The organism is Pseudomonas sp. BRM28 (genome assembly GCF_002939405.1).
Taxonomy (GTDB): Bacteria; Pseudomonadota; Gammaproteobacteria; order Pseudomonadales; family Pseudomonadaceae; genus Aquipseudomonas; species Aquipseudomonas palmensis.
This window is the reverse complement of record NZ_PEFV01000001.1, coordinates 3,426,157-3,449,611: the sequence shown is the minus strand read 5'-3', so window position 1 is coordinate 3,449,611 and position 23,455 is coordinate 3,426,157. Positions and strand designations below refer to the sequence as shown.

Here is a 23,455-nt window from a genome sequence, read left to right as displayed (position 1 = left end):
TTCTCGTTCTGTATTGAGGAAAGGCGGCACCTTGAGAATGCCGCCATCCATTGCCAGTCAAATTTTGCAGCCATCGATCCCGCAGACTTGGCCCATTGATGAGCTATCCAGGGATTTCGCCTCAGCTGCCATCTGATTCAACGCCTGAAGAAAGGATGCGTCTGTCTGTGCGCCTGATACCGAGAACGCATTATTGAAGACGAAGAGCGGTACGCCGGAACCCAATTGGGCGGCAAACTGTTCATCCGCCTTCATCTCAGCGCGCAACTCTGCAGATGACCAAGCCAGCTGGATGGACTCGTCCGACACACCTGCGCCTTTAGCAATCGCCGCCAAGCTGGCGCGATCAAAAAGGGACTTACCGTGGCTTGTACTCTGCTCGTACAGCGCTTCCACAAGACGCTTCTTTACCTCCGAGTCTTCAACAGCTTTTACCAGCACATGAGCATCCGCAGTATCGCCAAACATCATGGTGTCAAAGCGGTAATCAAGCCCGTCGACCTCGCCATATTTACTGACGGTACTCATCATCGATAAAGCGGAGTTTGCGTTACCAAGCTTACGCTTCAAGGCAGGAATCATCGGCTCCGGAGCATGGTTGGCAGCCAGCCGATAGGCCCGAACGTTGACCTGTACGTCGTCCTTCTCTGGGAAGCATTCAAGTGCTTTCTCAAAGCGGCGCTTGGCAATCCAGCACCAAGGACACACATAATCAGACCAGATATCGACAACGTATTTTTTCGAAGGAGTTTTCATAATCTATCCTGCACGAAGAAATGAAGACCGAATTGCCGCCATTTCAAGCAAATGGTTAAAACCAGCCAAAGGGTCGGTTGATCGACCGAGTGTCCAATCAATGAGGCTTGCTCCCTCCAACATACTCAACAGCATGAAGGCGAAGTTTTCAGCCGTTGTTCCCAGCGACCAGTTGTGCTGGCGGACTGCGTCATTCAGGGTGCTTTGGAGCCAGGCGAGCTGAGAGTTGAAGAAGTCCCGCGTGAGCCCTTGGAGCGACAACGGCAACGCAGCCATTTCCGCAGCCAAGGCGCCGCATAAAGGCAGCAGCCCATCATTCGCGCTGATCACGAAAAGTCGAGAAAAGGCCTGCAGACGCTGCAGTGGCTCGGGATACATGGCTTCGATTGAGGCCAGCGTTTCATTGAACCGGGAGATGTAATCGTTGATCAGCTCTGCGCCCAAGCACTCCTTCGTAGGAAAATGATGGTGAATGCTGGCTTTTCTGATACCGATCTTCGCAGCGAGATCAGCGTAACTGAATGCTGAGTAACCCTTTGAACGCATCTGGGTTTCCGCGTAACTCATGAGCGCAGCTTTTGTCGTGATAGGCATTTGGAACTCCTACAGCCAGCACCTTTTTCCACCGGAGGCAGTGCACTGGGAAAGCGCCTCACTGAGAGGCGCTATATGCAGCGCTTGCTACGGTATTAGGCCCGTACTGCCATCACCCCTGCATCAACGTCCCAGATAGCACCTGTCACCCAGGAAGTTTTATCCGAGAGCAGGAAGAGGATGGTGTTGGCGACGTCCTCGGGAACACCGACACGCCCCAGCGGGTGGAAATCGTTGAGCGACTTCATCGCATCCGGAATCGCGTCCTTGTCCATGAAACCTTCATAGATCGAGGTGTGAACGATGCCAGGAGACACGGCATTAACTCGGATACCGGAGTGCGCCAGCTCAATTGCCAGGTTTCGGGTGACTGCGTGCAGACCCGCCTTAGCCATCGAATAAGCAGTCGCTGGAGAGCCTGCCAGTGCAGCTTGGGCGCCAATCGAACCGACGTTGACAATGGAACCTTCGCGCTTGGCGGCGAGCATATTCTTGACCACGGCCTGCGTGATAAAGAACGTGGCGCGGTTCAAATCCAGATACATGTCGTAATCAGCCTCATCGTGCTCGATGAAAGGCTTCGGAATGAATATGCCTGCGGAGTTCACCATGAAGCCAATGTCACTGTGATTGGCATTGATTTCGTTGCGTACGAAATTCATCCCTTCTTCGGTCATGAGGTTGGCAACGATCACCGATACGTTCCCCAACGAACTCAGCTCAGCGCGAACAGCGTCGGCTTTATCCTGTTTACTGCCGGTGAGAACCACGCTGCCACCAGCCTTCAAAAACAGGCGTGCTGTTTCCAGGCCCATGCCGCTTGTGCCGCCCACGACCAACAGTTTTTTGCCTTTAAAAAAATCGTTCATTACAGACTCCAGTACCAGATAACCGAAAGGTCGCTGGCCGCCAGGTGCCGTACACACCTGCGGCCATGACAGTTAGCCTTCGATGACTTCGAGCTTAGGGAGCATGCGGATGGCTTTAGAGAAGTTTGCGTAGTTGACCGAAGTCTTAAGCACCACCTTGTGCAGCTCTTCCACGCGCTCACGGGAGGCGTCGGTGTGCAGGCGGATTACGACGCTTACCTCGTCGTAGCCTGGGTTAACGCTTTCATCGATACCCAGGAAGCCACGCAGGTCGAGAGTGCCGTCGGTCTCAATTTCCAGGCTGTGGATCTTGATGCCCATCATCGCGGCATTGGCGGCATAGCCGACCGACATGCAGGCGTTGAGAGCAGCCATCAGCAGTTCCTGAGGGTTAGGCGCAGTGTTTTCGCCCAGCAGTTCATTGGGTTCATCGGCGGCGATTTCGAAATCACGCGAGTAGGTTTCACCGGCCAGGCTATAACGGCTGACTTTGGCTACAGAGCGGGTCTGGCCTTTCCACGCGGTCTTAACGTTGAAACTGGCGTGGCGCTTGCTCGCATCCTCAGCAACGGCTTGGGCAAATTGTTGCAGGGCAGCTACGTCAATACCGTTCAGATTGGTAGTCATTTGATAGATCCTCGGTGCACGCATTTACGGGGGTAGGTTGTTCGCTGAGAAACAACTCTACCAACTGGTAGGTTGGCGCGCAAGAAATTCTTTTCCCGTGAAGTGTGCGCACGCATGCGGCGACGTTTCGATCCGAAGAGGCTCGTATCTTAAGCTTGGTGAAATACCTGCTATTTCAGCAGGTTAGGCGACTGAAATGCCAGGCTCTCGGAGGTTTTAGATTTACACAGAGGGGAAGAGGCCAGCTCCGTTAAGAACTGGCAGCGGACAGTGCGGAGCTCCACTGCGAAGAGGTGGTAGCGGCTCAGAGTGAAATACTCCAAGACGTTGTTTTTAATATAATTAATGAAAACATAAACCAGACAAGAGGGGTTTTAGGCTGGCAGCAGTTGTCTTCGGCTGATGCACCTTAGGGGCACGTTTTTCATGCATGTTTTTGGTCGAACAGGGAGGGTGGCGATGATGGCATCGACCATCGACCACTTGCGCAATGAGAGGCCTTTGTCGAGAAGAAGTCGTCGATGATCTCCAGAATGCCCCTCGCAAGCAGATGCTCTTCCAGCAGATGCCGGTAACTCACCATCGTGGTGCCCTCAGGGGTCGGGGCGCTGAGTGTCAGCTGTGCAGACTGGCGCATCGAGGTGATCTCTTACAGCGCTTCTTCCATGGCTGGATCGCTAGTGAGACCAGTATTGCAGAGGTGGATGCGCAGCATGGTTTCCAGTGGATAGGGCTTCCTACCGCTGTCAGCTTTTGGATTATGCGGTTCGCAATGCAACCAGTGCATGCCACGGCACGACCTGTTTCATCTCAGCCAGGAAACGCTTGTGGCGTGTTTGCAGAGCACGGCGAGACTGATCAAGTTGTTTGCGCTCTCAAATCTGTGGCTGGTGCGCCTACATTAGTTGGGGGACGTGCGTCCGTGAAGAATGTAACCAGGGCGTTGCCCTGGTTTCTCAATAATCAGCGCATGAAGAACAAGCTTTTCTGAGCCCCAAAACGCCTAATTAATGGTAAGGGGCCGGCGAACACACCTTCCCGATGCAAACGCCGGAGGCCATGGTATCCACCTAATTTAAGTGGACGCCATTTCTGACCCATCAGGCGGACTCTTCATGCGCCTTCAGCGCCGTACCTACAGCAAATCCTTCAAAGCCCAGGTCATTCAAGAGTGTTCAGAGCCCGGCGCCTCCATCGCCAACATCGGATTGGGCCCCAGCCTCAACGCCAACCTCGTGCATAAATGGATACGCCTGCACACGCAGAAATCCACCGCGTTGCAGCCAGCGTTCATCCCTCTGCATACCCAGATGCTCCCGACCAGATCACAAGGCCAACCCGCCTACATTTGCCTTGAAATCCAATATCCGCGCACGCTCATCAAAATGAGTTGGCCCGTCGACAGTGCCGCCGCCTGCGCAGCCTTAGCTTGAAGGCCAAGCGGGACGAGGCTGGCCTGCATCATTTTCGCCCTATCTCCCGAGCGTCTCCGCCACCAGGTGCAGGCCAATTCAGCATGCGTGAGCGCTTCAGATCCTCACGACGAATCACGTAATGGCCAGCGTCAAAAAAAAGTTCGAAATTTTTGGGGCGCGCTGCAAGCCAAGCGGTATGCAGCTTGGGCTGTACGCCCAACAGGATATGCACACATTATCCACAGGGCATATGTGTCTTCAACGCTTGATAACTAAGCGGAAATCGCTCATCTTGTGGTTGCTGCGACAAAGACACCCTAGATATGGTGTTTGCAGTGCCGTGTCCCTAGACGGGAGGCGAGTTCAGCGAGCGGTCACGTTAGGTCGCCAAACGTTCCGTGATCCACTCGCTCTCAAAGCCATACGGTTGGACAACCTGACTTGAGTGAACGCATTACATCGAATTGCGCACTGCCGCGTCAAATGAAAGGTGACGCGTGGTTCGATGCGCTAGCGCTCGGTCGGGGCACTTAATCTCTGATCAAAAGGTAAGACTATGAGCTTTAATGCGAAACAAACCAGCAGTTCGATCGCCAGCCTGGCCTCGGCTGTACTGCTTGACTCTAAATCCTCCGCTTTGGCCAAGGAGCTAGCTGGCTCGGCGCTTTCTCAGGCCTCATCTACCAAGCAAACCAGTGCTCGGATGGAGGAGCTAGCCAGCAAAATTCTGGGTGAGTTGGGCCACAGCCAGACGGTGTTGAGCCTGGCCGGCTCCGTGCTTTCGCAGGCGAACAAAGAGCGCTGAGTTCGGTGCTGGTAACCACGCCCCGCCCAGGCGGGGCGTTTCTATTTCTGTTGCGGAGCCCGACGGTTCATCTCCTACCTGTGACACCCCGCCATGAGGTAGTTTTTGCGAGGTGGAGCTTGGCTCCGGCTGCCCGTTGAGGCGAGTACCGTAGCGGGATTTCTTGATTGTGGGCCAGCAATGGATAACCCCCGTCTGCTTTAGATTGAGCTTCGAGTTGTTCCTGTGCATTGATGGCCTATTGCCCTGGCGATGCCTTTTCGGTCTTTGAGCGTTAGAGCGAGTGGAATGGAAAGCATAATCGTCAGTGACGTCTGGGGCGCGCCTCGGGTTGCTATGGCGAGGGCGTCGCGAACGCCCTCAGCGAATTGCTGGACGGATACAGGCGTATGCTAGGGAAAGATGACCCTGTTCGAGTCACGTAAGAGGTCGAAGAACGCACCTTCAAAACCCCAGTATTGAGGGCGATGGTGTCCACTCGATTAGGTGGACACCATGGCTTGCAGCGGGTGGGGCGGGAAGATGTGTTGGCCGGACGGTTACTATCAATGTTTAGTTTCAGAATTCAAAAGCCCAGCCAGAATCAAATCAAACCCAGAAGACTTCTGGTAATCATCGTTCATGGCCCAAGACACAAAGCTGGCACCCTCCAGGGCATTCAATATAAATCTTGAAACCTTCGTAACGTCTAGGTCGGCCTTAAGCTCACCCAGAACCTGGCCATGCTTGATGTTATCTTGAAGCCAAGTGAGATGGATTTCGAAAAAATCCTTTGTTATCGCCTTGAGGCTTTCAGGTAAGGCCAGCAGCTCTGCAGCCAACGCCCCGCAGAGTGGAAGCATTCCATTTTCACTACTGTGCGCGAACATAAGAGCAAAGGCGTTCAACCGGTCAACAACGCCAATATTTTCATCATTGATGGCATTCAACTGCTTCTTGAAACGAAACAGATAGCTTTCGACGATGGCAATTGCCATGCCTTCCTTGGTCGGGAAATGATGATGAATACTCGCCTTCTTGATGCCAATTTCCTCTGCCAAGTCGGCATAGCTGAAGGCTGCGTAGCCCTTCGTGCGCAACAGAATTTCAGCGCTGGTCAAAAGGTCTGAACGTGTACTCATGATGCGGCATCCAAATTTGTCATCCAGACATCATAAATTAGTCACCCCTCATAAGACAGCGCTCGCCATGCGCGCACTGGGCTTCCTAACCCTTAGCGCCCATCTCGAATAGGCTCCATGCGGGATTGGCGAGCCTAGGAGCCTGCTTAGGACTACCGATCCACCAGGCGGCGGCTGATCTGAGGCCATTTCGAAATGAGCCAGAAACGCTAAGACGCAAACTGGTTCGGGATCAACGAATTTTGTTGGGATTGGTTGCGAATGCGCAGATCAAAATCCATACGTGAGCAATGAGGCTTCCCAGCCAGGCTATCTATTTTTTGGAGGGCAGGGCGGGAAAAAGCTTACCAAGAGCGGGAGTACGGGGGTCATGCCGTTTGCCGCCTTGCTTGATCACTGAGTTTTCTGGGGTGATTCTGCGTCTGGCACCCGCTTGCCTAATTCGACGACGTCATCATTGAGGTCGGGCACGCAAAAAATGCATTCGTTTGGATCGATTTGCGTTCCTTCAATGTAACGCATTCGCTTATTAGCCGACGATCGATTGATGCCGAACCGAAAGGTAGCTCGGGTGGGTGGTTTATCGTTTGTGTCCACGTGTAAATTCCTCCGACTTGTGAAGTCAGGATACCATCCAGTAGGTAGGCTTGCAATGGGTGGTGCCATCTGGCATCACTTATGTCGCGGGGCAGTACTAAGGAATTTGGATTCAGAGGTACACGGAATGGGGCACTGCTGCATCCTTGTGAGCTGGAGTGTGGCTGTGCCAGTCCTGCTGGTGCGCGGCTGGCTGGCTGGCTGGTGTATAATGACGCACGAGAAATGGTACGATTTCATTACAATTTGGCGAGCCAGATAGTTGTTTAGGTTATCGTCACATTTTCAATGTGGTTGGCTGGAAATTATTCCATGATCGATTGCATATTTTACTAGCGCTGCAGGTTTGTCGATTTTTAATTTTCGTCGAATGCTCAGGCGGTGCGTCTCTACTGTTCTGACGCTTATATTAAGTTCACGGGCCATTTCTTTGTTGTTCAGTCCTTGAGCCATTTTATAAAGAACTTGGCTCTCCCTGGGCGTTAGTTCGCTGGACTCGCCGTCTTCAAGGAGAAGTTTTTGTGCTATTTCGGCACTGTAAAAAGTACCTCCAGTTGCGATCGCTTCAATCGCCGCAACTATTTCTCTCGAAGGGGAGTTTTTTAACACGTAGCCGCTCGCGCCTGCACGCAGTGATTCGCTGACGTATTCTTTACTGTCGTGCATGCTGAGCACCAGAACCCGCAATGAAGGATGCTTTTCGCGTATTTTTCGTGTGAGTACAAGACCGTTTATGTCTGGTAGATTGATGTCTACTAGAAGTAGGTCTGGCTTGCACTGTTCAACCATTTCCATGGCGCGTGCGCCGTTTTCGGCCTCACCAACAACAGTCACGTTGTGTACTACTGAAAGCAGTGCCTTGATTCCATCGCGAACGAGCGAGTGGTCATCGACTAAGGCTAAACGAATTTTTGTTGATAGGCTCATTGGGGGTGTCCATCGTTATCGAAATAAGTGATTCAAACTTTTCTACAGGGGATGCTCATTGGGATCTCAATGTCGACCTCACTCCGGCCAGGTGAAGATGCCAGATGAAATCGACCACCCAAGTGTTCGACGCGTTCGCGTATGTTTCTGAGCCCGATCCCGGCATGGCGACGCTCAACTTCATCGACGTTAAAGCCAATTCCATCGTCGATGACTCTTAAACGAACAGATTGCTCGGTTCCAAACAAAGTAATGGCTACATCCTGAGCTTGAGCGTGTCGCTCGATGTTGGATAACGCTTCCTGAACAATTCGAAAAAGCGAGACGGGCACCCCGTCGTCCAGCAGGCACTCAAACTCATTAGTCTCAAACGTTACCCGCAGCCCACTGCGCTGCTCGAACTCCTCAGATAATTGTCCAATCGCGGCAGGAAGCCCCAGGGTGTCCAATAGCGAAGAGCGAAGGTCGTGTGAGATGCTGCGAACCTCCCCAATTGCCTCCCCAAGCCGCTCGGTAGCCTCTTTTAAGATGACTGCACCTCGGCTTTCTTCGTTTTCGAGCAGAAAGCCTGCTAGCTCAAGTTTGTATTTTATGGATACGAGAACTTGGCTAATGCCATCGTGAAGCTCGCGAGAAACGCGCGAACGCTCCTCTTCCTGAAGGCTGACAATTCGCTGGTTCAAGCGTTGCAGCTTGGTGTCGGCTAGCCGATGCTCACTCAGGTTCAGCGTCATTCCGCTTGCAAATACGAACAAGACCGCCACAAGTGCGACGACGGCAATTGAAACCATCGTCTTGCGGATACCCTGGGCCACTTCATCACGAGCTTGCTGAGTGGCTTTCTCAACGTCTTCGAGGTAGATGCCCGTACCGATCATCCACCCCCATTGTTCTAACATTACGACGTACGCTAGCTTTTCGGTCACTCTTCCGGATGAAGGTTTGTTCCACGCATAGCGTTGAAAACCCTCTCCAGACCGGGCACTTTGCAGCAACGCTTGAATTACTAGCAGACCGTGTGGATCTCTCATATCCATGAGGTCTTTGCCGACAAGCTCCGTCTGCCGTGCATGCATCAGACTGCGGCCTTGGCGGTCGTAGACGAAAAAATAACCATTTATACCAAAGCTTAGCTTCCTCAGCTCGTCTAGGACTTTTTGCTTGGCCTGGTCGTCACCATGGCCATCGTTATAGAGGGGGGCGATCAAGCTCCTCGCCATCGCTACGTAGTTCTCCAGCTCTGCGCGCTTACTGACCAAAATACTGTCTTCGATCAGTTGTGCTTGCTGGTCACCTAGCTGGTTGTTCAGGGAGATGACAAGCGCGCAGATAGCGGCAATAGCCAGTACAAGTGGCAAGATCCCCAGGGCGACAATTTTGTGTTTGAGCTGCATTCCTACTCCTGTCCAGACCTTGTACTCGACCAGCGGTCTTGGGCTCTGCGGTTAGAGACCACCGAGGCACCAGCATCTTATGTCAATCCCCGATGCACCGAGTAGCCGAAAGCGGCTAGCGGTCGAAAGGCCCGATTGCATAGCCGGCAGCTCAGTAGAACTACGTAGCCTTGTGGGCGTAGTTCTGCGGATTTATTTGTGGTGGGTATACGCGGATATTGGCCGCTGCCGCGAAGCGGACACAAATATAAAAATCACGGTCGACGACCTACAGGCTGTCGACAGGAGACACGTAATGACCCATATGGCTAAACACATTGCCTGGTTTGCCGTGGCTGTTCTGGGAGCATTCGCGCTGAGCGTCGTGGCCTTGCGCCGTGGCGAAGCTATCAATGCTCTCTGGATCGTAGTCGCAGCAGTCGCCATCTATCTCGTTGCATACCGATACTACAGTCTGTTCATCGCCGAGAAAGTGATGCAGCTAGACCCTCGTCGAGCCACTCCCGCCGTAGTCAACAACGACGGCCTGGATTATGTGCCGACCAACAAACACGTGCTCTTCGGGCATCACTTCGCTGCCATCGCTGGTGCGGGGCCTTTGGTTGGGCCGGTACTCGCTGCCCAGATGGGCTATTTGCCTGGAACGCTTTGGCTGATAGCCGGCGTGGTGCTTGCCGGCGCGGTACAAGACTTCATGGTGCTATTCCTGTCTACCCGCCGCAACGGTCGCTCTTTGGGAGACATAGTGCGAGAGGAGATGGGCAGAGTTCCAGGAACGATCGCGCTGTTCGGCTGCTTCCTGATCATGATCATCATCCTTGCCGTATTAGCGCTGATTGTGGTCAAGGCGCTGGCCGAGAGCCCTTGGGGTATCTTCACCGTCATGGCCACCATTCCGATCGCCATGTTTATGGGCGTCTACATGCGCTATGTTCGTCCCGGGCGCATCGGAGAGATCTCGGTAATTGGGGTGCTGCTGCTGTTGGGCTCAATTTGGTTGGGAGGGCAGATTGCTGCTGATCCAGTTTGGGCCAAGGCTTTTACCTTCACCGGTATTCAAATCACCTGGATGCTGATTGGCTACGGCTTCGTCGCTGCGGTGCTGCCCGTCTGGCTGATCTTGGCACCGCGTGACTACCTGTCCACATTCCTCAAAATTGGCACGATTCTCGCACTTGCCGTCGGGATTCTCGTCACTATGCCCGAGCTGAAAATGCCGGCGTTGACTCAGTTCACCGATGGCACGGGGCCGGTGTGGAAAGGCGGCTTGTTCCCGTTCCTCTTTATTACCATTGCATGCGGTGCCGTGTCGGGGTTCCACGCGCTGATAGCCTCTGGCACAACACCTAAATTGCTCGCAAGCGAAGGCCACGCCCGCTACATCGGCTACGGTGGCATGTTGATGGAGTCCTTCGTAGCGATCATGGCTATGGTGGCTGCGTCGGTAATTGAGCCTGGTGTGTACTTCGCCATGAACAGCCCTGCGGCTATCGTTGGTGGTGATGCAGTGTCCGTAGCGCAGACGGTTAGCAGTTGGGGGTTCACAATTTCACCTGATCAGCTTGAGGCTGTTGCCCGAGATATCGGTGAAACCACAATTCTTGCCCGGGCAGGAGGTGCACCGACGTTAGCTGTAGGTATTGCCCAAATCCTGCACCACCTCTTGCCGGGTGAAAATACCATGGCGTTCTGGTACCACTTTGCAATCCTCTTCGAAGCGCTGTTTATCTTGACCGCAGTCGATGCTGGCACCAGGGCAGGACGCTTCATGCTGCAGGATTTGTTAGGTTCGTTTGTTCCTTCCCTACGCCGCACAGAGTCCTGGACGGCGAACCTTATTGCCACCGCTGGCTGTGTGGCACTGTGGGGCTACCTGCTCTACCAGGGCGTGATCGATCCGTTGGGTGGTATCAATACGCTTTGGCCGCTGTTCGGCATTTCCAACCAGATGTTGGCAGGTATCGCTCTGATGCTAAGTACCGTCGTGCTTATCAAAATGAAGCGTCATCGGTATGTTTGGGTGACCCTGCTACCAGCGATTTGGCTGCTGATTTGCACTACAACTGCAGGATTCATCAAACTGTTCGATGCTAACCCTGCTATGGGCTTCCTGGCGTTGGCCCGTAAGTACAGTGATGCGCAGGCCAATGGTCAGATTTTGGCGCCGGCGAAGGACATTTCGCAGATGCAGCATGTGATCTTCAACGCCTATACGAACGCTACGCTCACAGCCCTGTTCTTGCTTGTTATGTTTAGCATTTTGTTCTACGCGCTTAAGGTTGGGATTGCGGCGTGGGGTAGCAAGGAGCGGACGGATAAAGAGTCGCCTTACCAAGCACTGCCTGATGCATAAAGGAGGGTGGTAGCGTGTTCAATGACCTGAGCCGCCTCGGTAAATACCTGGGTCAGGCAGCGCGTCTGATGGTGGGCATGCCTGACTACGACACCTACGTCGAGCACATGCAGAACAAGCACCCTGACAAACCTCTGATGTCATATGAGGAATTCTTTCGGGAGAGACAGGAAGCTCGATATGGCGGTGGCAACGGTCAGCCACGTTGCTGTTAGCACCTTGAGGTATTTATCTGCGTAGTCAATCGCGCCCGATGCAATGCATCGGGCGCTTTGCGTCTTGGTCTGCGAAAACGGTGTCAGTCATCTAAATGGTTGGTAACGCCATGGTTGAGTTGCTTTCCGAGTGCTCCCGAAAATTCCAACGCAAATGCTAGTCCCCGTCTGACATCCGGATCAGAGGTCATCCGAAGCAAACGGATTAAAGAGGGGGGTTCCGAAAGCTTGCTCACTTGCGCGCTTGCGACGCGAGCTGCGTTACCCGCTAACCATGCAGCAGACGTGCCTTCTTCGAAGACATTTGCTAGCTTTTCGACCATGTAAGAATCGCTCATGTCGACGATGTCGGTCGCAACTGACATTAGGTCGACCAGCCTTGAGAGTCGATCTCCGGCCAAGAGTGGCTCAAGCTTTACGACAAGCAGCCTGAGCCCTTCGAGCGCCGCCTCGCTAAGTTCCAACGATTCCAAAATCGAGGGCGCTCCCGGTTGATTTTCCGAGGCGCTTCCTTGTTCAGAGAGTAAGCTCATCTGAGGTGTCCTGTAAAATTATTGATCGTGTTACACCAGGCCGCGCGCGACCGCCCAATATATGCCTCTATTGAAGCTTTTCCTCATAAGTCCGCCAACCTTAGTGGGGGGCGTAGGCTTTACATCACTTTCATAGTCGTACCAGAGCGGCATTCCTGCCTCCAGTCCCATCTGAGCAATTGCAGCAACCTTGCCCTCGTAACTGTCGCAAGTCCGCCCGAAACGAAGCTCGGAGGCTATGTTATTTACTACAACGGGGGACTGGCTATGGCATGCGCCTCCGGCCTTGCTCACGGGGAGATCAACGGTATCGCCCAAAACATAGACGTTTTCTAAGCCATAGACTTTCATGGTTTGATAATTTGTAGGGAGCCACCCTTCATCGTCTGCAGCTTGCGATAGTCCGGAGTTTCTGACCGCCTCTACGGCGCGGATAGGTGGGGTTGCCATAAGGATATCGAAATCTTCAGCCCCACCCTCTTCTGAAAAGGCGATATTGCTTTCTGGATCAACTCTGTTGAGAGTAAAGCTTCTTTGATGCTTGATGCCCCTTTGCTCAAATATGCTTGGTAGTACTTCGCAGGTGTCCTTTTGCAAAAAAAGACAGTTTCTTAACAGTTGAGCTACGGTGGGGTACGTGTAGACAATTTCCACCTTGTTTCTAACGCCGCGTTTACGTAGCAGGTCGTCAAGCATTAGTGTAGTTTCAATGGGCGCAATACCACATTGATGAGGTACATTGGGCGTCTTGGGGAATGTTACCGTGACTAGGATGCGACCTTTTTCGATCGACTTTAACTTATCTGCAAGCTGCCGCGCAGGCTCATGCTGATAGAAGTGATCACCGCCTTCTTTTAGGCCGTCGATTCGTTCAGGGCTTGGTATGCACCCTGTGGAGATAATGAGTTGGTCGTATCCGTATGCTTTTCCGCTCTTACATTTCACGCGGTTTATATTGAATTGGAATTCCTCGACCTCTTCAATAAGAAAGTCAATCTCAGGGCGGAGTAGGCTGCGCTGAGGCCGCCTGAGTTCATTCTTGAAGAAGCTGTCAAAGGCGATGTACATGAAGGCTGGTTTGTAGTAGTGCCAGGGGGAGTTTGACAACATCAAGATTTCTACTTTACCACTGCGTATTTCAGGGTAGAGTTTGGTGGCAAGGTGATTGGCAGTCATTGTGCCGCCAATACCGCCGCCGACAATAATTATCCGATGGGGCATGTGTTCTCCTTAGCTTTGTCTAAATGAAGGCCAGTCTTGCTCTGAGCGAGACTGGCCACAATGAGGCGCTAGCGGATTAGACCGAGGGGATGCCTGTATTCACTGCACCTTCTGTAGACATATTGAGTTTTGAGTGTTTTTTGGCGTATAGGAAGTAAATTGCGGCACCAATGAGCAGCCATGCTCCGAATGCAATCCATGTGTGCAGTTTTAGATACGACATCAGCGTAATGCAGGAAATAATTGCGAGTGCTGGTACGAGCGGCACGAGCGGGCACTTGAAGGCGCGTGGCAGTTCGGGACGCTTCTTCCTAAGCACGATTACTGCAAACGAAACTAGGCAGAATGCGGCTAGCGTGCCGATGTTCATAAGTTCGGCAAGTACATTCAGTGGTACTACTGCTGCGATAAGACCAAAAATGATGCCGATCGCCCAAGTAGTGAAGAATGGTGTGCCATATTTAGGATGAACTTCGGAAAACTTTGAGGGTACCAGTCCATCGCGAGACATAGCGAAGATAATTCTGGATTGCCCATAGAGCATTACAAGAACACCCGTGGTCATCCCCAAAATAGCACCCAGGTCGACAAAGCCCGCTACCCAGTTCTCACCTGCATACTGGAGGGCGAGCGAGACGGGATGGTCGACGCCGAGGAACTCACCGAATGGAACGATACCTGTCATGATCATGGATACCACGACGTACAATATCGCGCATATACCAAGTGAACCAATAATCCCGATAGGCAGATCACGCTCAGGTCTTTTGACTTCCTCAGCTGCAGAAGATACTGCGTCAAAACCAATGAACGCGAAGAAGACCAATGCTGCTGCGCTCATTATTCCATTGAATCCAAAAGGCGCGAAGGGCTGCCAGTTCTCGGGCTTTACGTGTCGGGCGCCGACGAGAATGAACAAAAGTACTACTGCAATTTTGAGTGCCACCATGATATTGTTGATTTTTATAGATTCACGTATTCCAATAGAAAGCAGCCAAGTGATTACCATCATGATGACAAACGCAGGCAGATTGAAGAACGTACTAACGCCTGGCAGCGCCCCAGGTGCTGCCGTCAACGCAGTGGGTAACGATAATCCGAATCCGCTTAGCAGGGATTGAAAGTAACCAGACCAACCAACAGAAACTGCTGCGCTAGCCAGGCCGTATTCGAGCATAAGATCCCAGCCGATCATCCATGCAACAATCTCCCCAAGGGTGAAATAGCTGTAGGTATAGACGGAGCCTGCTACTGGAATGCTTGATGCAAACTCTGAATAGCAGAGTGCTGCGAGCCCACATGCTAAAGCAGCGATGATGAACGAAATTGTTAATGCGGGGCCGGCTGTTAGAGCCCCTGTGCCCGTTAACACAAAAATACCTGTTCCTACAATGGCGCCCACACCGATAAAAATCATATCGACTGGCCCTAGCACTTTTTTCAGAGATGCGTTCGAGTTCTGTAATTTGCTTATTTCGTCTAAGCTTTTTGTTCTAAAAATGCTCACAATTGCCTCCGGTTTTATTATTCGCGGCAGTACGTGAAGAAGGGGGGTAACCTACCGGCTCCCCCTGTTTTAGCGTGCGCAAGGCTTTATTTATCTTCTCGGTTAATTAACGCTAGACCAATGTTAAGCCTGATGGCAAATCAGATCGAATCTATCAAAGCCTAGTTTGAGGTCGGCGATCAGGTCTTCTGCATTTTCCAAGCCGATATGAAGTCTAATCAGGTGACCTTCTTCCTCCCAAGTGGTTGTGGTACGCATTTTTCGTGGATCAACTGTCATCGCTAGGCTTTCAAAGCCACCCCAGGAATAGCCGAGTCCGAAAAGACTTAGATCATCAAGAAGAGCTTTGACTGCTTCAATGGGGGCGGACTTGGTAACAAACGATAGGAGGCCTGTTGCGCCGGTAAAGTCCCGGCGCCATAGGGAGTGATTTTTGTGGGATGGTAGCCCAGGGTAAATGACACGAGAAACTTGGTCTTGCTCTTCCAACCATTTTGCCACGCACAGGGCGCTGCGTTGATGTCGCTCCAGACGAACGTCTAATGTCCGAAGTCCTCGCAGTGCCAGATTCGCGTCGTCCGGGCTCACATATGTGCCCGATTGGAAATGGTAGGCTTTCAGTTGCGGCCATGCGCGTGATGATGCGGCGATGGTGCCGATAAGGGCATCAGAGTGACCAACGATATACTTGGTGGCAGCCATAATCGAGAGATCAACGCCATGATCGATCGCTTTGAAGTAAAGCGGCGTCGCCCAGGTGTTATCGAGCAGAACCAGTGCGCCATGGGCGTGTGCGGCCTTGGCGATTGCCGGGATGTCTTGAATTTCAAAGGTGTGAGAGCCTGGGGACTCAGTAAACACCGCCTCAGTATTAGATTGGAAAAGTTCGGAGATGCCCGCTCCAATTTGAGGGTCGTAGTAGGTTGTCTGAATACCCAGCCGTTTTCCTGCAGTATCCAAAAAATGGCGTGTCGGGGCATAAACACTGTCCGGTACCAGAATATGGTCGCCTGAGCCTACAACGGACAATATCGCGGTAACGCACGCGGATAGGCCGGAAGGGCACAGAACGGCCCCAGTGGCGCCTTCCAGCGTTGATATAGCTTCGCACAGGGCCTCGGTCGATGGATTGTTCCATCGACCGTACTGATAGCGCTGGTCGCCATTCTGCATACAGTCGACGCTTGGGAAAACGACTGTCGAACCTCGGTAGATAGGAGGGTTGACGAAACCGTAGTGGTCTTCGGGATGGCTACCTGCGTGAGCAATCACCGTCGCGCTTGAGGTGGTTAACTTATTGTTATTCAAGGCTTTTCTCTCTGATCGATGCGTGGCTAGACCAGTTAATTATATTTATTTCCTAGAGAAATTTTCTTTCGTATATTTCTTGCATGGCGGTTATCTAGTTAATATTATTAGGGCTGTCTAGGAAAATTCCGTATCCGATTAATTTAGATTTTTCTGCCATTGCCCGAGATGCGCCCATGATTGAGCTGGATAAGGTGGATCGAATGATCCTTGAGATCGTTCAGTTGAACGGTCGTCTCACCAACGCTGAGATTGCAGCTCGCGTCTCGCTTTCGGCCCCTGCAAGCTGGAAGCGATTGAAGCGGCTTGAAGAAGAGGTGATCGAGGGGTATCACGCTTCCCTTAACCGAAAAGCTATTGGTTTGAATGTTTTTGCTTTCATCAGTATTACGTTGGATACGCATTCTGAGGAGGCGATGGACAACTTTGAGAAGGGAATCAATTCACTTCCAAGTGTGATTTCCTGTCATAACATATCTGGGAAGTATGACTATTTACTTCAGGTGGTGGTTAAAGACATGGACGATTTCCATCAGCTGGCTATGTATAAGATCCGCCGCTTGGGAAATATTAAGGAGATGTATACGGGCTTTTCTCTCAAAGAGATCAAAAGGTGCCCGACTCTTCCTTTGTGAGTGCCAAGGTTACGCGCGATGTGGAACTTGCCTCAGCGATTGATGCAGTGCGTGCAGCCTAAGATCGACTGTGCTGCACGTGTCGATGCTTTTCAGTCTCTCGGCTTTAATGAAGCTGTTTGCTTAGCTGACAGTACCAGGGCAATGCCACCTAGTACTGTGAGGGAGCTTAGGCCAAGTCGAGTAGTAAAGGTTTCCCCTAGCAGTAGAACTCCGGCGATAGAGGCAATCACTGGCACGGTCAGCTGTACCGTAGCTGCGCGAAAAGATGAGAGATTTCGAACCGCCGCGTACCAGATAGCGTATCCCGCGCCTGATGCGATTGTGCCTGATACGACGGCAGAGGTAATACCGACAACGTCTGCATGGAAAGAGGATATGAAGGGCAGGGAGGTAAGCATGATTAGCGGCACAGACATCATGAAGTTGCCAGCTGTAGCCGCCAACGGATCAGTTAAGCTTTTACCGAGGATTGAGTAGACCCCCCATGCCACCCCTGATGTTAGCATTATTACTACGCTTGTCAGCGGCGGAGCGCTGGATCCAGGAAGAAGCAGCACGACAAGGCCAGTAACCGCCAACACTAGGCCTAGCAGTGCCAAGACGCCCATACGCTCTCCCTGCAGAACTCCGTACCCGAGCATGGTTAGCTGCACTGCGCCGAACAGAACAAGTGCGCCGGTACCGGTGTCTAGTTTCAGGTACGCGTAGGAAAACGCAAAGGCATAAACATAGAGTGATACAGCTCCCCCCCAGGAGCCTGTCGCCTTTTTTACTGGCCGCTGAAACTTAAGAATCACCCATAGGATCAGTGCACCACTCACCAAACGTATGACACTGAAGCTGATCGGATCGATAGCGCTGTGGCGCAGTGCGACGCGGCACAGCACTGAGTTCGCAGCAAAGGCGGTCAAAGCGATAGCGGTGAGAATGACAACGCGTTGTGTTTTTTTTGTGGTGAGAGCGGCAGATAGACGTGTATTCAAAAGAAGTCCTCCACTGGGTAGGGTCAGATTTCCAACCGAGAATCTGTTATAGAGTGTCAACCTTAAAGGTCGCTTCAGTCCATGTATTTGAGTTCAATTTCCAGAGCTTTCTGCAACTCCCTGTATGAATTCGCACCCATGATCAACTTAGAGAGAATCCCCTCTCTAAATACTGCGATTGAAGGAACGCCGTGAATATTTGATGCTTTCGCAACCGTGGGGGATAGGGCGACATCAACGTGTCTGAATGACGCGAGCTGAGAGTAGGCGTCAGCGAGCTTTTGGAAGACTGGCTTCATTCCGGTGCACGGGCCGCACCAAGGAGCAGAGAAGTAGACCACAAAAAGTCTATGGGGTACGCTAAGTTCTCTATACAGCCCGTCTGCATCTAAGTCATGAACGTCACTCATAGAAACATATCCAAGCTTGTTCTTAAAGTGCTGCGTAGGGCCGCCAGGTAGTACTTTGGCGTCCCTTCAGCGATGATGCTGCCAGATATTATATGATCTCTAGTTTAGGTGATACTTTGATTTCTCTCGCCATATTATGGAAGTTTGGCGAGGTTTTAATGACGTGTGCATGAAGCTCCTCGATTTGATGCTGAGGCGCGTCTGCGCAAATTTTTACTTTGTAGTTAATTTCATTTATGCCAGGGTTGAGGCTTTCATCAAGACCCAAGAATCCACGTAGATCTAGATTAGTGTCCGTTTCAATTTCAAGACTCTTGATTTTGATGCCCCTCGCCGCAGCGCCTGTTGCGTAACCCACCGACATACAAGCATTCAGGGCGGCAAGCAGCAGCTCCATTGGGCCGGGAGCTGTATTCTCACCCAGCAGCTCAACAGGCTCGTCCGAGACGATCTGGAAGTCTCGCGCTATTTGCCGACCGGCAAGCCTGCATTGAGTAACATTCGTAACGCTTTTGGTTTGGCCCATCCACTTAGTGTGGACATTGAAGCGGACTTCAGCTTTTGTGTCATCCGCCGCTACTTCGCGAGCGAAGTTCTCTAGATTAGTAACGTCGATACCATTCACAATGTTGTTCATGCTGACGGCCTACAGAAATTAATATTTATCGTTAATGTGCGAGCACGTTCATCAGCTGTCACATCCGTTTAGGCCGCAGGTCTGCCCTTGAAAAGATTCATCTTCGGTGGCATCCGAATGCATTCGTTGTAGCGCCAGTTTGAATGCGTCAACGGTTTGGGCTCCCGAAATGTAGAAGCCGTTGTTGAAGACAAACAGAGGAACGCCGTTTGCGACCTCACGAGCCTCTTTCTCATCCTTGGCGACTAGGTAAGGCAGCGTCTCATCATTCCAGGCATGCTGGACGAAACTTTCTGAAAGGCCGACTTCTCCCGCAATTTCCGCTAATGAGTTCACTTCGAAGATCGAGCGTCCATCTGTGGTGCAGGCCTTATAAAGGCGTTCGCTGAGAGCCTTTTTGATGTCGTTATCGTCGACTGCTTTGACGAGAGCATGTGCTTTTGTGGTGTCTCCAAAAAGCATAGTGTCAAAGTTGTAAACGAGGCCTGTTTCTGTGGCGTTCGCAACAACAGCCTGGATCATCCCCTTGGCAGACTGCTCGTTGCCAAACTTCTGCGCAAGAACCTGTTTTATCGGTGCAGCTTTTTGGCCAGCAGCGAGTCGAAATGCCTTGTAGTTAACTTGAACCAAGTCCTTGTGCTCGAAATCGGCGAGGGCAATCTCGAACCGACGCTTTGCAATCCAGCACCAAGGGCAGACGAAGTCCGACCAAACGTCAATCGTGATCAATTTGGATTCTGCGCTCATTTTGTATCACCTGAAAGATTCAGCAGCCCAGTTATTAGTCTGGGCGCGGACGGGAAAAGGATGGCTGCTCATTAGGAAAACAGCCCCTTTAGGTCATTCTTTGTCGAAGGCGTCTAGCACATGGGTGCTATAAACCAGAGCTGCGCCTGCGTTCATGTTGATTGCGACTCCCAGAGCTTCTGAGACCTCCTCAACCGTAACACCAAGCTTCTTAGCTTCGGCTACATGGAATGCAATGCAGCCGTCGCAGCGAGTGGTCACCGCTACCGCAAGAGAAATCAGCTCGCGGGTTTTCGCGTCTAGGTGATTGGTTTTTGCGCCAGCCCCACCTAGTGCCATTACGCCTTTAATGGTTTCTGGCGAAAGCGAGCCAAGCTGCATAACGCGGGCGTTGATGTCTTGTCGGGCCTGTTCCAATCTTGCATGTGATCCTCTCAGCTACGGCAAGGCGTAGAACTGAAACATTTAGTATGGTTACGTGAAAGCAAAACAAGCCACCACCTAGTAGGTAGGAATAGCAATCCTGTTTCATTTATTAGGATTTCCCAGCCAACAGGCGCAATCACTTGCGCCGAGCCTCTGTGTCTGGTCGGCTGGACTTGGCTTGATATCTGGCTTTCAGAAGCTTCCGGCGGTCACGGAGCGCTGTGGATGCTGAGCTACCTGTGCTTTCCTCACCCCTGCCGCTTAGCCGTTTCCCGCAGTGGATATGAGTGAGCCGATGCTGTACGTGATCGACTCGACTGGCGGAATTGGTCTGAAGGGGAGCTACGGCCATTCGTTAGGTGTCTAGGATGGCTTCACGATTGAGCTCGTCATTGGTGGCGGCAACAACACAGCCTTGCGACCGCTGAAGAGTAGGGTGCCAGCCCTATGCAGAATTCTCGCACCTACGCTAACGCTGGGATTAGGACGATTGCATTAGAGCTAACGCAAAAAACGCCACTAATATGATGAGAAATATCATAGACCAGGAACTGCTACTGGCACTCTCTTTCCCTTGTCGCTGTGCCGATTCACTATCGCAGCAGAGGGGAGTTTCTTTCCCTTGTTCCCTAGCCTTCTTTAGGGCCAAAATTGAGCAGTATCGCATAAGACAATTCCTTTAGATCGAGGCAGTAACACTGTTATAGATATCTAGAGCTCCAGGCGGCAATGCATGAGGCAACATACTCCGCATCTCGACTGTTAGTTAATAGATGGTCGGCGGAATCCAGTGAAATGAAGCTTTTAGGGTGTTTAGCTGCTTGGTAAATCTTCTGCGCTTGTTCTATCGATACGATGTTGTCCGTGGGGGAGTGAAAGACAAGAAGCGCACGTTTCAAGTTCGCAGCACTGTTATCCTGCTGGTGGCTCTCAATGTCGTCAAGAAACTGCTTTTTTATTGTGAATTGTCTATCTGCAAGCGTTACGCTGTACTCACCAATGTCTCTGATGGTTTCCACCTGACCTTTGAACTGTTTCATGACATGGGACGCATCGGCGGGAGCGCCGATTGTAACTACCCCCTTTGCCTCTGGAATGTGCTTGGCCGCTGCTATAACTGCGGCGCCGCCTAAACTGTGTCCAATCAAAAGGGATGGTGCCTGGTGGAAATTACGCAAATATTCTGTTGCAGCTACTAAGTCGGCAACATTAGAAGAGAAATTACTGTTGGAGAAATCTCCATCACTGCCACCAAGACCTGTGAAGTCAAATCGAAGCACAGCGATATTATTGTCTACCAACGCTTTGGCAATTCGGGCGGCTGCTTTTATATCTTTTCCACACGTGAAACAGTGCGCGAACAATGCGTAAGCTTTAGCTGACTGAGGCGCCTCAAGCAGACCTGAAAGGTTCATGCCCTGGGAATTTGGAAACGTAATTTTCTGTTTGGTCATGTTTAGCTCCGTAGGAAGCATTGGTCTTGGAGTAGGCTTGCTGAGAGTTTTGCGTGTGTGAATTGTCGCAAAGGTGGTAGGGAATTGAGGGTCGAACTCGAATGGATCGAAGCCTACCATCTAGTAGGTGTGCTTGCAATCGTGATTGACAGCCTCGATTTTTAGAGGGGGGCGAACTGGCACAGGGCTGCACGGTGCTAAGCACTGAGGGGGGGGACTGATCACCAGAGCGTGTTTTATACGTTACTATTGGAGCGCCCGGTTAAATGCCGAACTTCACGGACAGCGTCAGACCAATCTTGTCATTCGCGACGCTTTTTGTCAGTTAACGACTTTTCCGTCTGGTTGGACAAACCTATTGGTTGGAGGCATGCCGAGCATTCGCAATGCCTTGGCCGGTCTGGCCAAGGGGTTGTTGCCAAAGAAATTGACTGCCACATGGTGGCCTACACCCTTCACACGGCAGCTTCGGCCATCGTACTATTCGTGCAGTCTCACCAGGCTCTGCCTGAGGCTCAAAACGAGCCTAACCAATAATCTAAAAGGAACCGATATGTCTAGGCTCGCTGAATTCCGCGCCCTTGAACAACAGCTCGCTGCACAGTTGGCTGAGCTGGAAAGCTTGAAAAACGATGATGGTCTCAAACGCGAGATCGAATTTGAGAAAAAGCTTCGCAACTTATTGGGCGAGTACAATTATAGCTTGCGTAACGTTGTTGCCATCCTCGATCCTCAAGCCGCTTCTCGCCGGGCAGCTCCTATCGCAGTTGCTGAAAAAGGCAATCGCAAGCCGCGCCAGGTCAAGCAGTACAAAAACCCGCACACTGGTGAAGTCATCGAAACTAAAGGCGGCAATCACAAGCAGCTCAAAGAGTGGAAGGCTGAACACGGTGCCGAAGAGGTCGAATCCTGGTTGGCTAAGTAACACTGTTTGAGTACAAATCAGGGCCCTGCGGGGCCCTTTTTTATGGGATAGTGAAATCCAGAGAAACCCAATCGGCGTCCCTCAGAAGCTGATTTTTTGTAAGGTTTCCAACCATCTACGGAAAGGAATCCTGTGATGGCAAAGCGTTACGAACTTTCGGATGAGGCTTGGGCTGTGGTTGCTGATCTCTTCACCGAAACCCATGGCCGGGGGCGGCCCCGCCTGAGCGACCGCCTGATGCTCGATGGCGTGCTCTGGGTGCTCCGCTCAGGTGCTGCGTGGCGAGATATGCCGGAGCGCTTTGGCCCGTGGTCAACGGTGTATCAACGGTTTCGGGTTTGGCGAAAACAAGGCACGTTCGATCAGATGCTCATACGCTTGCACCTGAGGTTCAATGAGCAAGGTTTGATTGATCTACAGACCTGGATGATCGACTCAACTGCTGTACGCGCAACCCGAGCCTCATCAGGCGCCGGAAAAAAAAAGGGGGCCTGACGAGCCTGCCGATCACGCTCTAGGCCGCAGTCGCGGTGGCCTGACAACCAAAATCCACATGCTCTGCGACGCCAACGGGACACCGTTGTGCTTCCTCCTCTCTGGCGGTCAAGCCAGTGACATCAGCTACGCCCAACCCCTGTTGGACGAGGTCAGCATTCCATTGAGCCAACGTGGCCGCCCGCGTAAACGCTGTAAATGGTTGCTTGCCGACAAGGGCTACGATGCCGAAGCGCTACGCCGTTATTGCGACCGATATCGAATGCAACCCGTCATCCCGCTGCGCTCGATGAAGCGCAAACCCAAGCCTGGCTTACCAAGGCTGTTTGATCGGCCCAAGTACCGACAGCGCAACATCATCGAGCGCATGTTTGACTGGCTGAAAGAGAACCGACGCATCGTGACGCACTTCGACAAGCTCGCGAAAAGCTATGCCGCTATGGTCTCGCTGGCTTGTTCCATGCGGTGTTTGCGACATCTCTTTTCGTACAGAACCTA

General features: G+C 52.0%; 24 protein-coding genes and 1 pseudogene. 7 read left to right on the top strand and 18 right to left on the bottom strand.

Annotation, left to right across the window (positions count from 1 at the left end; translation table 11 throughout):
* Window positions 1–57: 57 nt before the first annotated feature.
* The 5 genes and pseudogenes from CR917_RS16245 to CR917_RS27750 form a co-directional block, all read right to left on the bottom strand.
* Window positions 58–756: a DsbA family oxidoreductase gene (locus CR917_RS16245; RefSeq protein WP_100633697.1), complete on the bottom strand. Its 699-nt coding sequence runs from the start codon at window positions 754–756 to the stop codon at window positions 58–60.
* Window positions 757–759: 3 nt separating this feature from the next.
* Window positions 760–1,350: a TetR/AcrR family transcriptional regulator gene (locus CR917_RS16240; protein ID WP_100633699.1), complete on the bottom strand. Its 591-nt coding sequence runs from the start codon at window positions 1,348–1,350 to the stop codon at window positions 760–762.
* Window positions 1,351–1,445: 95 nt separating this feature from the next.
* The gene (locus tag CR917_RS16235; protein WP_100633701.1) at window positions 1,446–2,219 is read right to left on the bottom strand and encodes an SDR family NAD(P)-dependent oxidoreductase; all 774 of its coding nucleotides are present in this window, start codon (window positions 2,217–2,219) and stop codon (window positions 1,446–1,448) included.
* A gap of 72 nt (window positions 2,220–2,291) precedes the next feature.
* On the bottom strand, window positions 2,292–2,846 hold the full coding sequence (locus tag CR917_RS16230; RefSeq protein WP_100633703.1) for an OsmC family protein: 555 nt from the start codon (window positions 2,844–2,846) through the stop codon (window positions 2,292–2,294).
* Window positions 2,847–3,239: 393 nt separating this feature from the next.
* Window positions 3,240–3,688: pseudogene (locus CR917_RS27750) on the bottom strand (transposase); the annotation flags it as partial.
* A gap of 273 nt (window positions 3,689–3,961) precedes the next feature.
* Here CR917_RS27750 and CR917_RS16225 point away from each other — a divergent pair.
* Both CR917_RS16225 and CR917_RS16220 read left to right on the top strand, forming a co-directional pair.
* Window positions 3,962–4,279, top strand: a complete 318-nt coding sequence (locus tag CR917_RS16225) for a transposase (RefSeq protein ID WP_100633705.1) — start codon at window positions 3,962–3,964, stop codon at window positions 4,277–4,279.
* 538 nt (window positions 4,280–4,817) lie between these two features.
* Window positions 4,818–5,066, top strand: coding sequence for a hypothetical protein (locus CR917_RS16220; protein ID WP_100633707.1), 249 nt, complete (start codon window positions 4,818–4,820; stop codon window positions 5,064–5,066).
* A gap of 545 nt (window positions 5,067–5,611) precedes the next feature.
* On the opposite strand, the gene CR917_RS16215 is transcribed toward CR917_RS16220, so the two are convergent.
* The 3 genes from CR917_RS16215 to CR917_RS16205 form a co-directional block, all read right to left on the bottom strand.
* Complete coding sequence (locus CR917_RS16215) at window positions 5,612–6,187, bottom strand: TetR/AcrR family transcriptional regulator (RefSeq protein ID WP_100633709.1); 576 nt, start codon at window positions 6,185–6,187, stop codon at window positions 5,612–5,614.
* An 882-nt stretch (window positions 6,188–7,069) separates the two neighbouring features.
* Window positions 7,070–7,711, bottom strand: a complete 642-nt coding sequence (locus tag CR917_RS16210) for a response regulator transcription factor (protein WP_100633711.1) — start codon at window positions 7,709–7,711, stop codon at window positions 7,070–7,072.
* 32 nt (window positions 7,712–7,743) lie between these two features.
* Window positions 7,744–9,105 (bottom strand): cache domain-containing protein, encoded by a 1,362-nt coding sequence (locus CR917_RS16205; RefSeq protein ID WP_100633713.1) that lies wholly within the window; start codon window positions 9,103–9,105, stop codon window positions 7,744–7,746.
* A 295-nt stretch (window positions 9,106–9,400) separates the two neighbouring features.
* On the opposite strand from CR917_RS16205, the gene CR917_RS16200 reads away from it, so the two are divergent.
* Together CR917_RS16200 and CR917_RS16195 are read left to right on the top strand one after the other, a co-directional pair.
* Entirely contained in the window at window positions 9,401–11,458 is a 2,058-nt protein-coding gene (locus CR917_RS16200; protein WP_100633715.1) for a carbon starvation CstA family protein, read from the top strand.
* A gap of 14 nt (window positions 11,459–11,472) precedes the next feature.
* Window positions 11,473–11,673: a YbdD/YjiX family protein gene (locus CR917_RS16195; protein ID WP_014860748.1), complete on the top strand. Its 201-nt coding sequence runs from the start codon at window positions 11,473–11,475 to the stop codon at window positions 11,671–11,673.
* A gap of 83 nt (window positions 11,674–11,756) precedes the next feature.
* Here the strand turns inward: CR917_RS16195 and CR917_RS16190 are convergent, their stop codons facing one another.
* From CR917_RS16190 to metC, 4 genes are all read right to left on the bottom strand, one after another.
* Entirely contained in the window at window positions 11,757–12,206 is a 450-nt protein-coding gene (locus CR917_RS16190; RefSeq protein WP_100633717.1) for a DUF1641 domain-containing protein, read from the bottom strand.
* Window positions 12,207–12,236: 30 nt separating this feature from the next.
* Window positions 12,237–13,427: an FAD/NAD(P)-binding oxidoreductase gene (locus tag CR917_RS16185; protein WP_100633719.1), complete on the bottom strand. Its 1,191-nt coding sequence runs from the start codon at window positions 13,425–13,427 to the stop codon at window positions 12,237–12,239.
* A gap of 76 nt (window positions 13,428–13,503) precedes the next feature.
* Window positions 13,504–14,934, bottom strand: a complete 1,431-nt coding sequence (locus tag CR917_RS16180; RefSeq protein WP_100633720.1) for an amino acid permease — start codon at window positions 14,932–14,934, stop codon at window positions 13,504–13,506.
* A gap of 123 nt (window positions 14,935–15,057) precedes the next feature.
* A complete protein-coding gene (gene metC, locus CR917_RS16175) occupies window positions 15,058–16,242 on the bottom strand; it encodes a cystathionine beta-lyase (protein WP_100633722.1) in 1,185 nt (394 codons plus the stop codon).
* 176 nt (window positions 16,243–16,418) lie between these two features.
* On the opposite strand from metC, the gene CR917_RS16170 reads away from it, so the two are divergent.
* Window positions 16,419–16,877, top strand: a complete 459-nt coding sequence (locus CR917_RS16170; protein ID WP_100633724.1) for an Lrp/AsnC family transcriptional regulator — start codon at window positions 16,419–16,421, stop codon at window positions 16,875–16,877.
* A 92-nt stretch (window positions 16,878–16,969) separates the two neighbouring features.
* Here the strand turns inward: CR917_RS16170 and CR917_RS16165 are convergent, their stop codons facing one another.
* The 6 genes from CR917_RS16165 to CR917_RS16140 form a co-directional block, all read right to left on the bottom strand.
* The gene (locus CR917_RS16165) at window positions 16,970–17,863 is read right to left on the bottom strand and encodes a DMT family transporter (protein ID WP_100633726.1); all 894 of its coding nucleotides are present in this window, start codon (window positions 17,861–17,863) and stop codon (window positions 16,970–16,972) included.
* Window positions 17,864–17,937: 74 nt separating this feature from the next.
* Window positions 17,938–18,273 (bottom strand): thioredoxin family protein, encoded by a 336-nt coding sequence (locus tag CR917_RS16160; protein ID WP_100633728.1) that lies wholly within the window; start codon window positions 18,271–18,273, stop codon window positions 17,938–17,940.
* Between the two features lie 88 nt (window positions 18,274–18,361).
* The gene (locus tag CR917_RS16155; RefSeq protein ID WP_100633730.1) at window positions 18,362–18,910 is read right to left on the bottom strand and encodes an OsmC family protein; all 549 of its coding nucleotides are present in this window, start codon (window positions 18,908–18,910) and stop codon (window positions 18,362–18,364) included.
* Between the two features lie 51 nt (window positions 18,911–18,961).
* Complete coding sequence (locus tag CR917_RS16150) at window positions 18,962–19,657, bottom strand: DsbA family oxidoreductase (protein WP_100633732.1); 696 nt, start codon at window positions 19,655–19,657, stop codon at window positions 18,962–18,964.
* Window positions 19,658–19,750: 93 nt separating this feature from the next.
* Entirely contained in the window at window positions 19,751–20,038 is a 288-nt protein-coding gene (locus CR917_RS16145; protein WP_100634010.1) for a carboxymuconolactone decarboxylase family protein, read from the bottom strand.
* Between the two features lie 746 nt (window positions 20,039–20,784).
* Window positions 20,785–21,537 carry a S9 family peptidase gene (locus CR917_RS16140; protein WP_100633734.1) on the bottom strand — a complete coding sequence of 251 codons (753 nt, stop codon included), beginning with the start codon at window positions 21,535–21,537 and terminating at the stop codon, window positions 20,785–20,787.
* A 553-nt stretch (window positions 21,538–22,090) separates the two neighbouring features.
* On the opposite strand from CR917_RS16140, the gene CR917_RS16135 reads away from it, so the two are divergent.
* A complete protein-coding gene (locus CR917_RS16135; RefSeq protein WP_100633735.1) occupies window positions 22,091–22,462 on the top strand; it encodes a histone-like nucleoid-structuring protein, MvaT/MvaU family in 372 nt (123 codons plus the stop codon).
* A gap of 135 nt (window positions 22,463–22,597) precedes the next feature.
* Window positions 22,598–23,455, top strand: a protein-coding gene (locus CR917_RS16130; RefSeq protein WP_100633741.1) for an IS5 family transposase whose coding sequence is annotated in 2 segments (ribosomal slippage) — window positions 22,598–22,939 and window positions 22,941–23,455 — 857 coding nt annotated over the 2 segments. Because the reading frame shifts where the segments join, the coding sequence is not laid out codon by codon here. This gene is flagged as partial in the annotation.

Bases quoted from the DNA above. Each gene is read 5' to 3' on its own strand.
- CR917_RS16215 (WP_100633709.1), bottom strand. From the start codon at position 6,187: ATGAGTACACGTTCAGACCTTTTGACCAGCGCTGAAATTCTGTTGCGC.
- CR917_RS16145 (WP_100634010.1), bottom strand. From the start codon at position 20,038: ATGCAGCTTGGCTCGCTTTCGCCAGAAACCATTAAAGGCGTAATGGCA.
- CR917_RS16190 (WP_100633717.1), bottom strand. From the start codon at position 12,206: ATGAGCTTACTCTCTGAACAAGGAAGCGCCTCGGAAAATCAACCGGGA.
- CR917_RS16135 (WP_100633735.1), top strand. From the start codon at position 22,091: ATGTCTAGGCTCGCTGAATTCCGCGCCCTTGAACAACAGCTCGCTGCA.
- CR917_RS16225 (WP_100633705.1), top strand. From the start codon at position 3,962: ATGCGCCTTCAGCGCCGTACCTACAGCAAATCCTTCAAAGCCCAGGTC.
- CR917_RS16160 (WP_100633728.1), bottom strand. From the start codon at position 18,273: ATGAGTGACGTTCATGACTTAGATGCAGACGGGCTGTATAGAGAACTT.
- CR917_RS16210 (WP_100633711.1), bottom strand. From the start codon at position 7,711: ATGAGCCTATCAACAAAAATTCGTTTAGCCTTAGTCGATGACCACTCG.
- CR917_RS16155 (WP_100633730.1), bottom strand. From the start codon at position 18,910: ATGAACAACATTGTGAATGGTATCGACGTTACTAATCTAGAGAACTTC.
- CR917_RS16240 (WP_100633699.1), bottom strand. From the start codon at position 1,350: ATGCCTATCACGACAAAAGCTGCGCTCATGAGTTACGCGGAAACCCAG.
- CR917_RS16230 (WP_100633703.1), bottom strand. From the start codon at position 2,846: ATGACTACCAATCTGAACGGTATTGACGTAGCTGCCCTGCAACAATTT.
- CR917_RS16170 (WP_100633724.1), top strand. From the start codon at position 16,419: ATGATTGAGCTGGATAAGGTGGATCGAATGATCCTTGAGATCGTTCAG.
- CR917_RS16245 (WP_100633697.1), bottom strand. From the start codon at position 756: ATGAAAACTCCTTCGAAAAAATACGTTGTCGATATCTGGTCTGATTAT.
- CR917_RS16200 (WP_100633715.1), top strand. From the start codon at position 9,401: ATGACCCATATGGCTAAACACATTGCCTGGTTTGCCGTGGCTGTTCTG.
- CR917_RS16150 (WP_100633732.1), bottom strand. From the start codon at position 19,657: ATGAGCGCAGAATCCAAATTGATCACGATTGACGTTTGGTCGGACTTC.
- CR917_RS16205 (WP_100633713.1), bottom strand. From the start codon at position 9,105: ATGCAGCTCAAACACAAAATTGTCGCCCTGGGGATCTTGCCACTTGTA.
- CR917_RS16235 (WP_100633701.1), bottom strand. From the start codon at position 2,219: ATGAACGATTTTTTTAAAGGCAAAAAACTGTTGGTCGTGGGCGGCACA.
- CR917_RS16185 (WP_100633719.1), bottom strand. From the start codon at position 13,427: ATGCCCCATCGGATAATTATTGTCGGCGGCGGTATTGGCGGCACAATG.
- CR917_RS16140 (WP_100633734.1), bottom strand. From the start codon at position 21,537: ATGACCAAACAGAAAATTACGTTTCCAAATTCCCAGGGCATGAACCTT.
- CR917_RS16220 (WP_100633707.1), top strand. From the start codon at position 4,818: ATGAGCTTTAATGCGAAACAAACCAGCAGTTCGATCGCCAGCCTGGCC.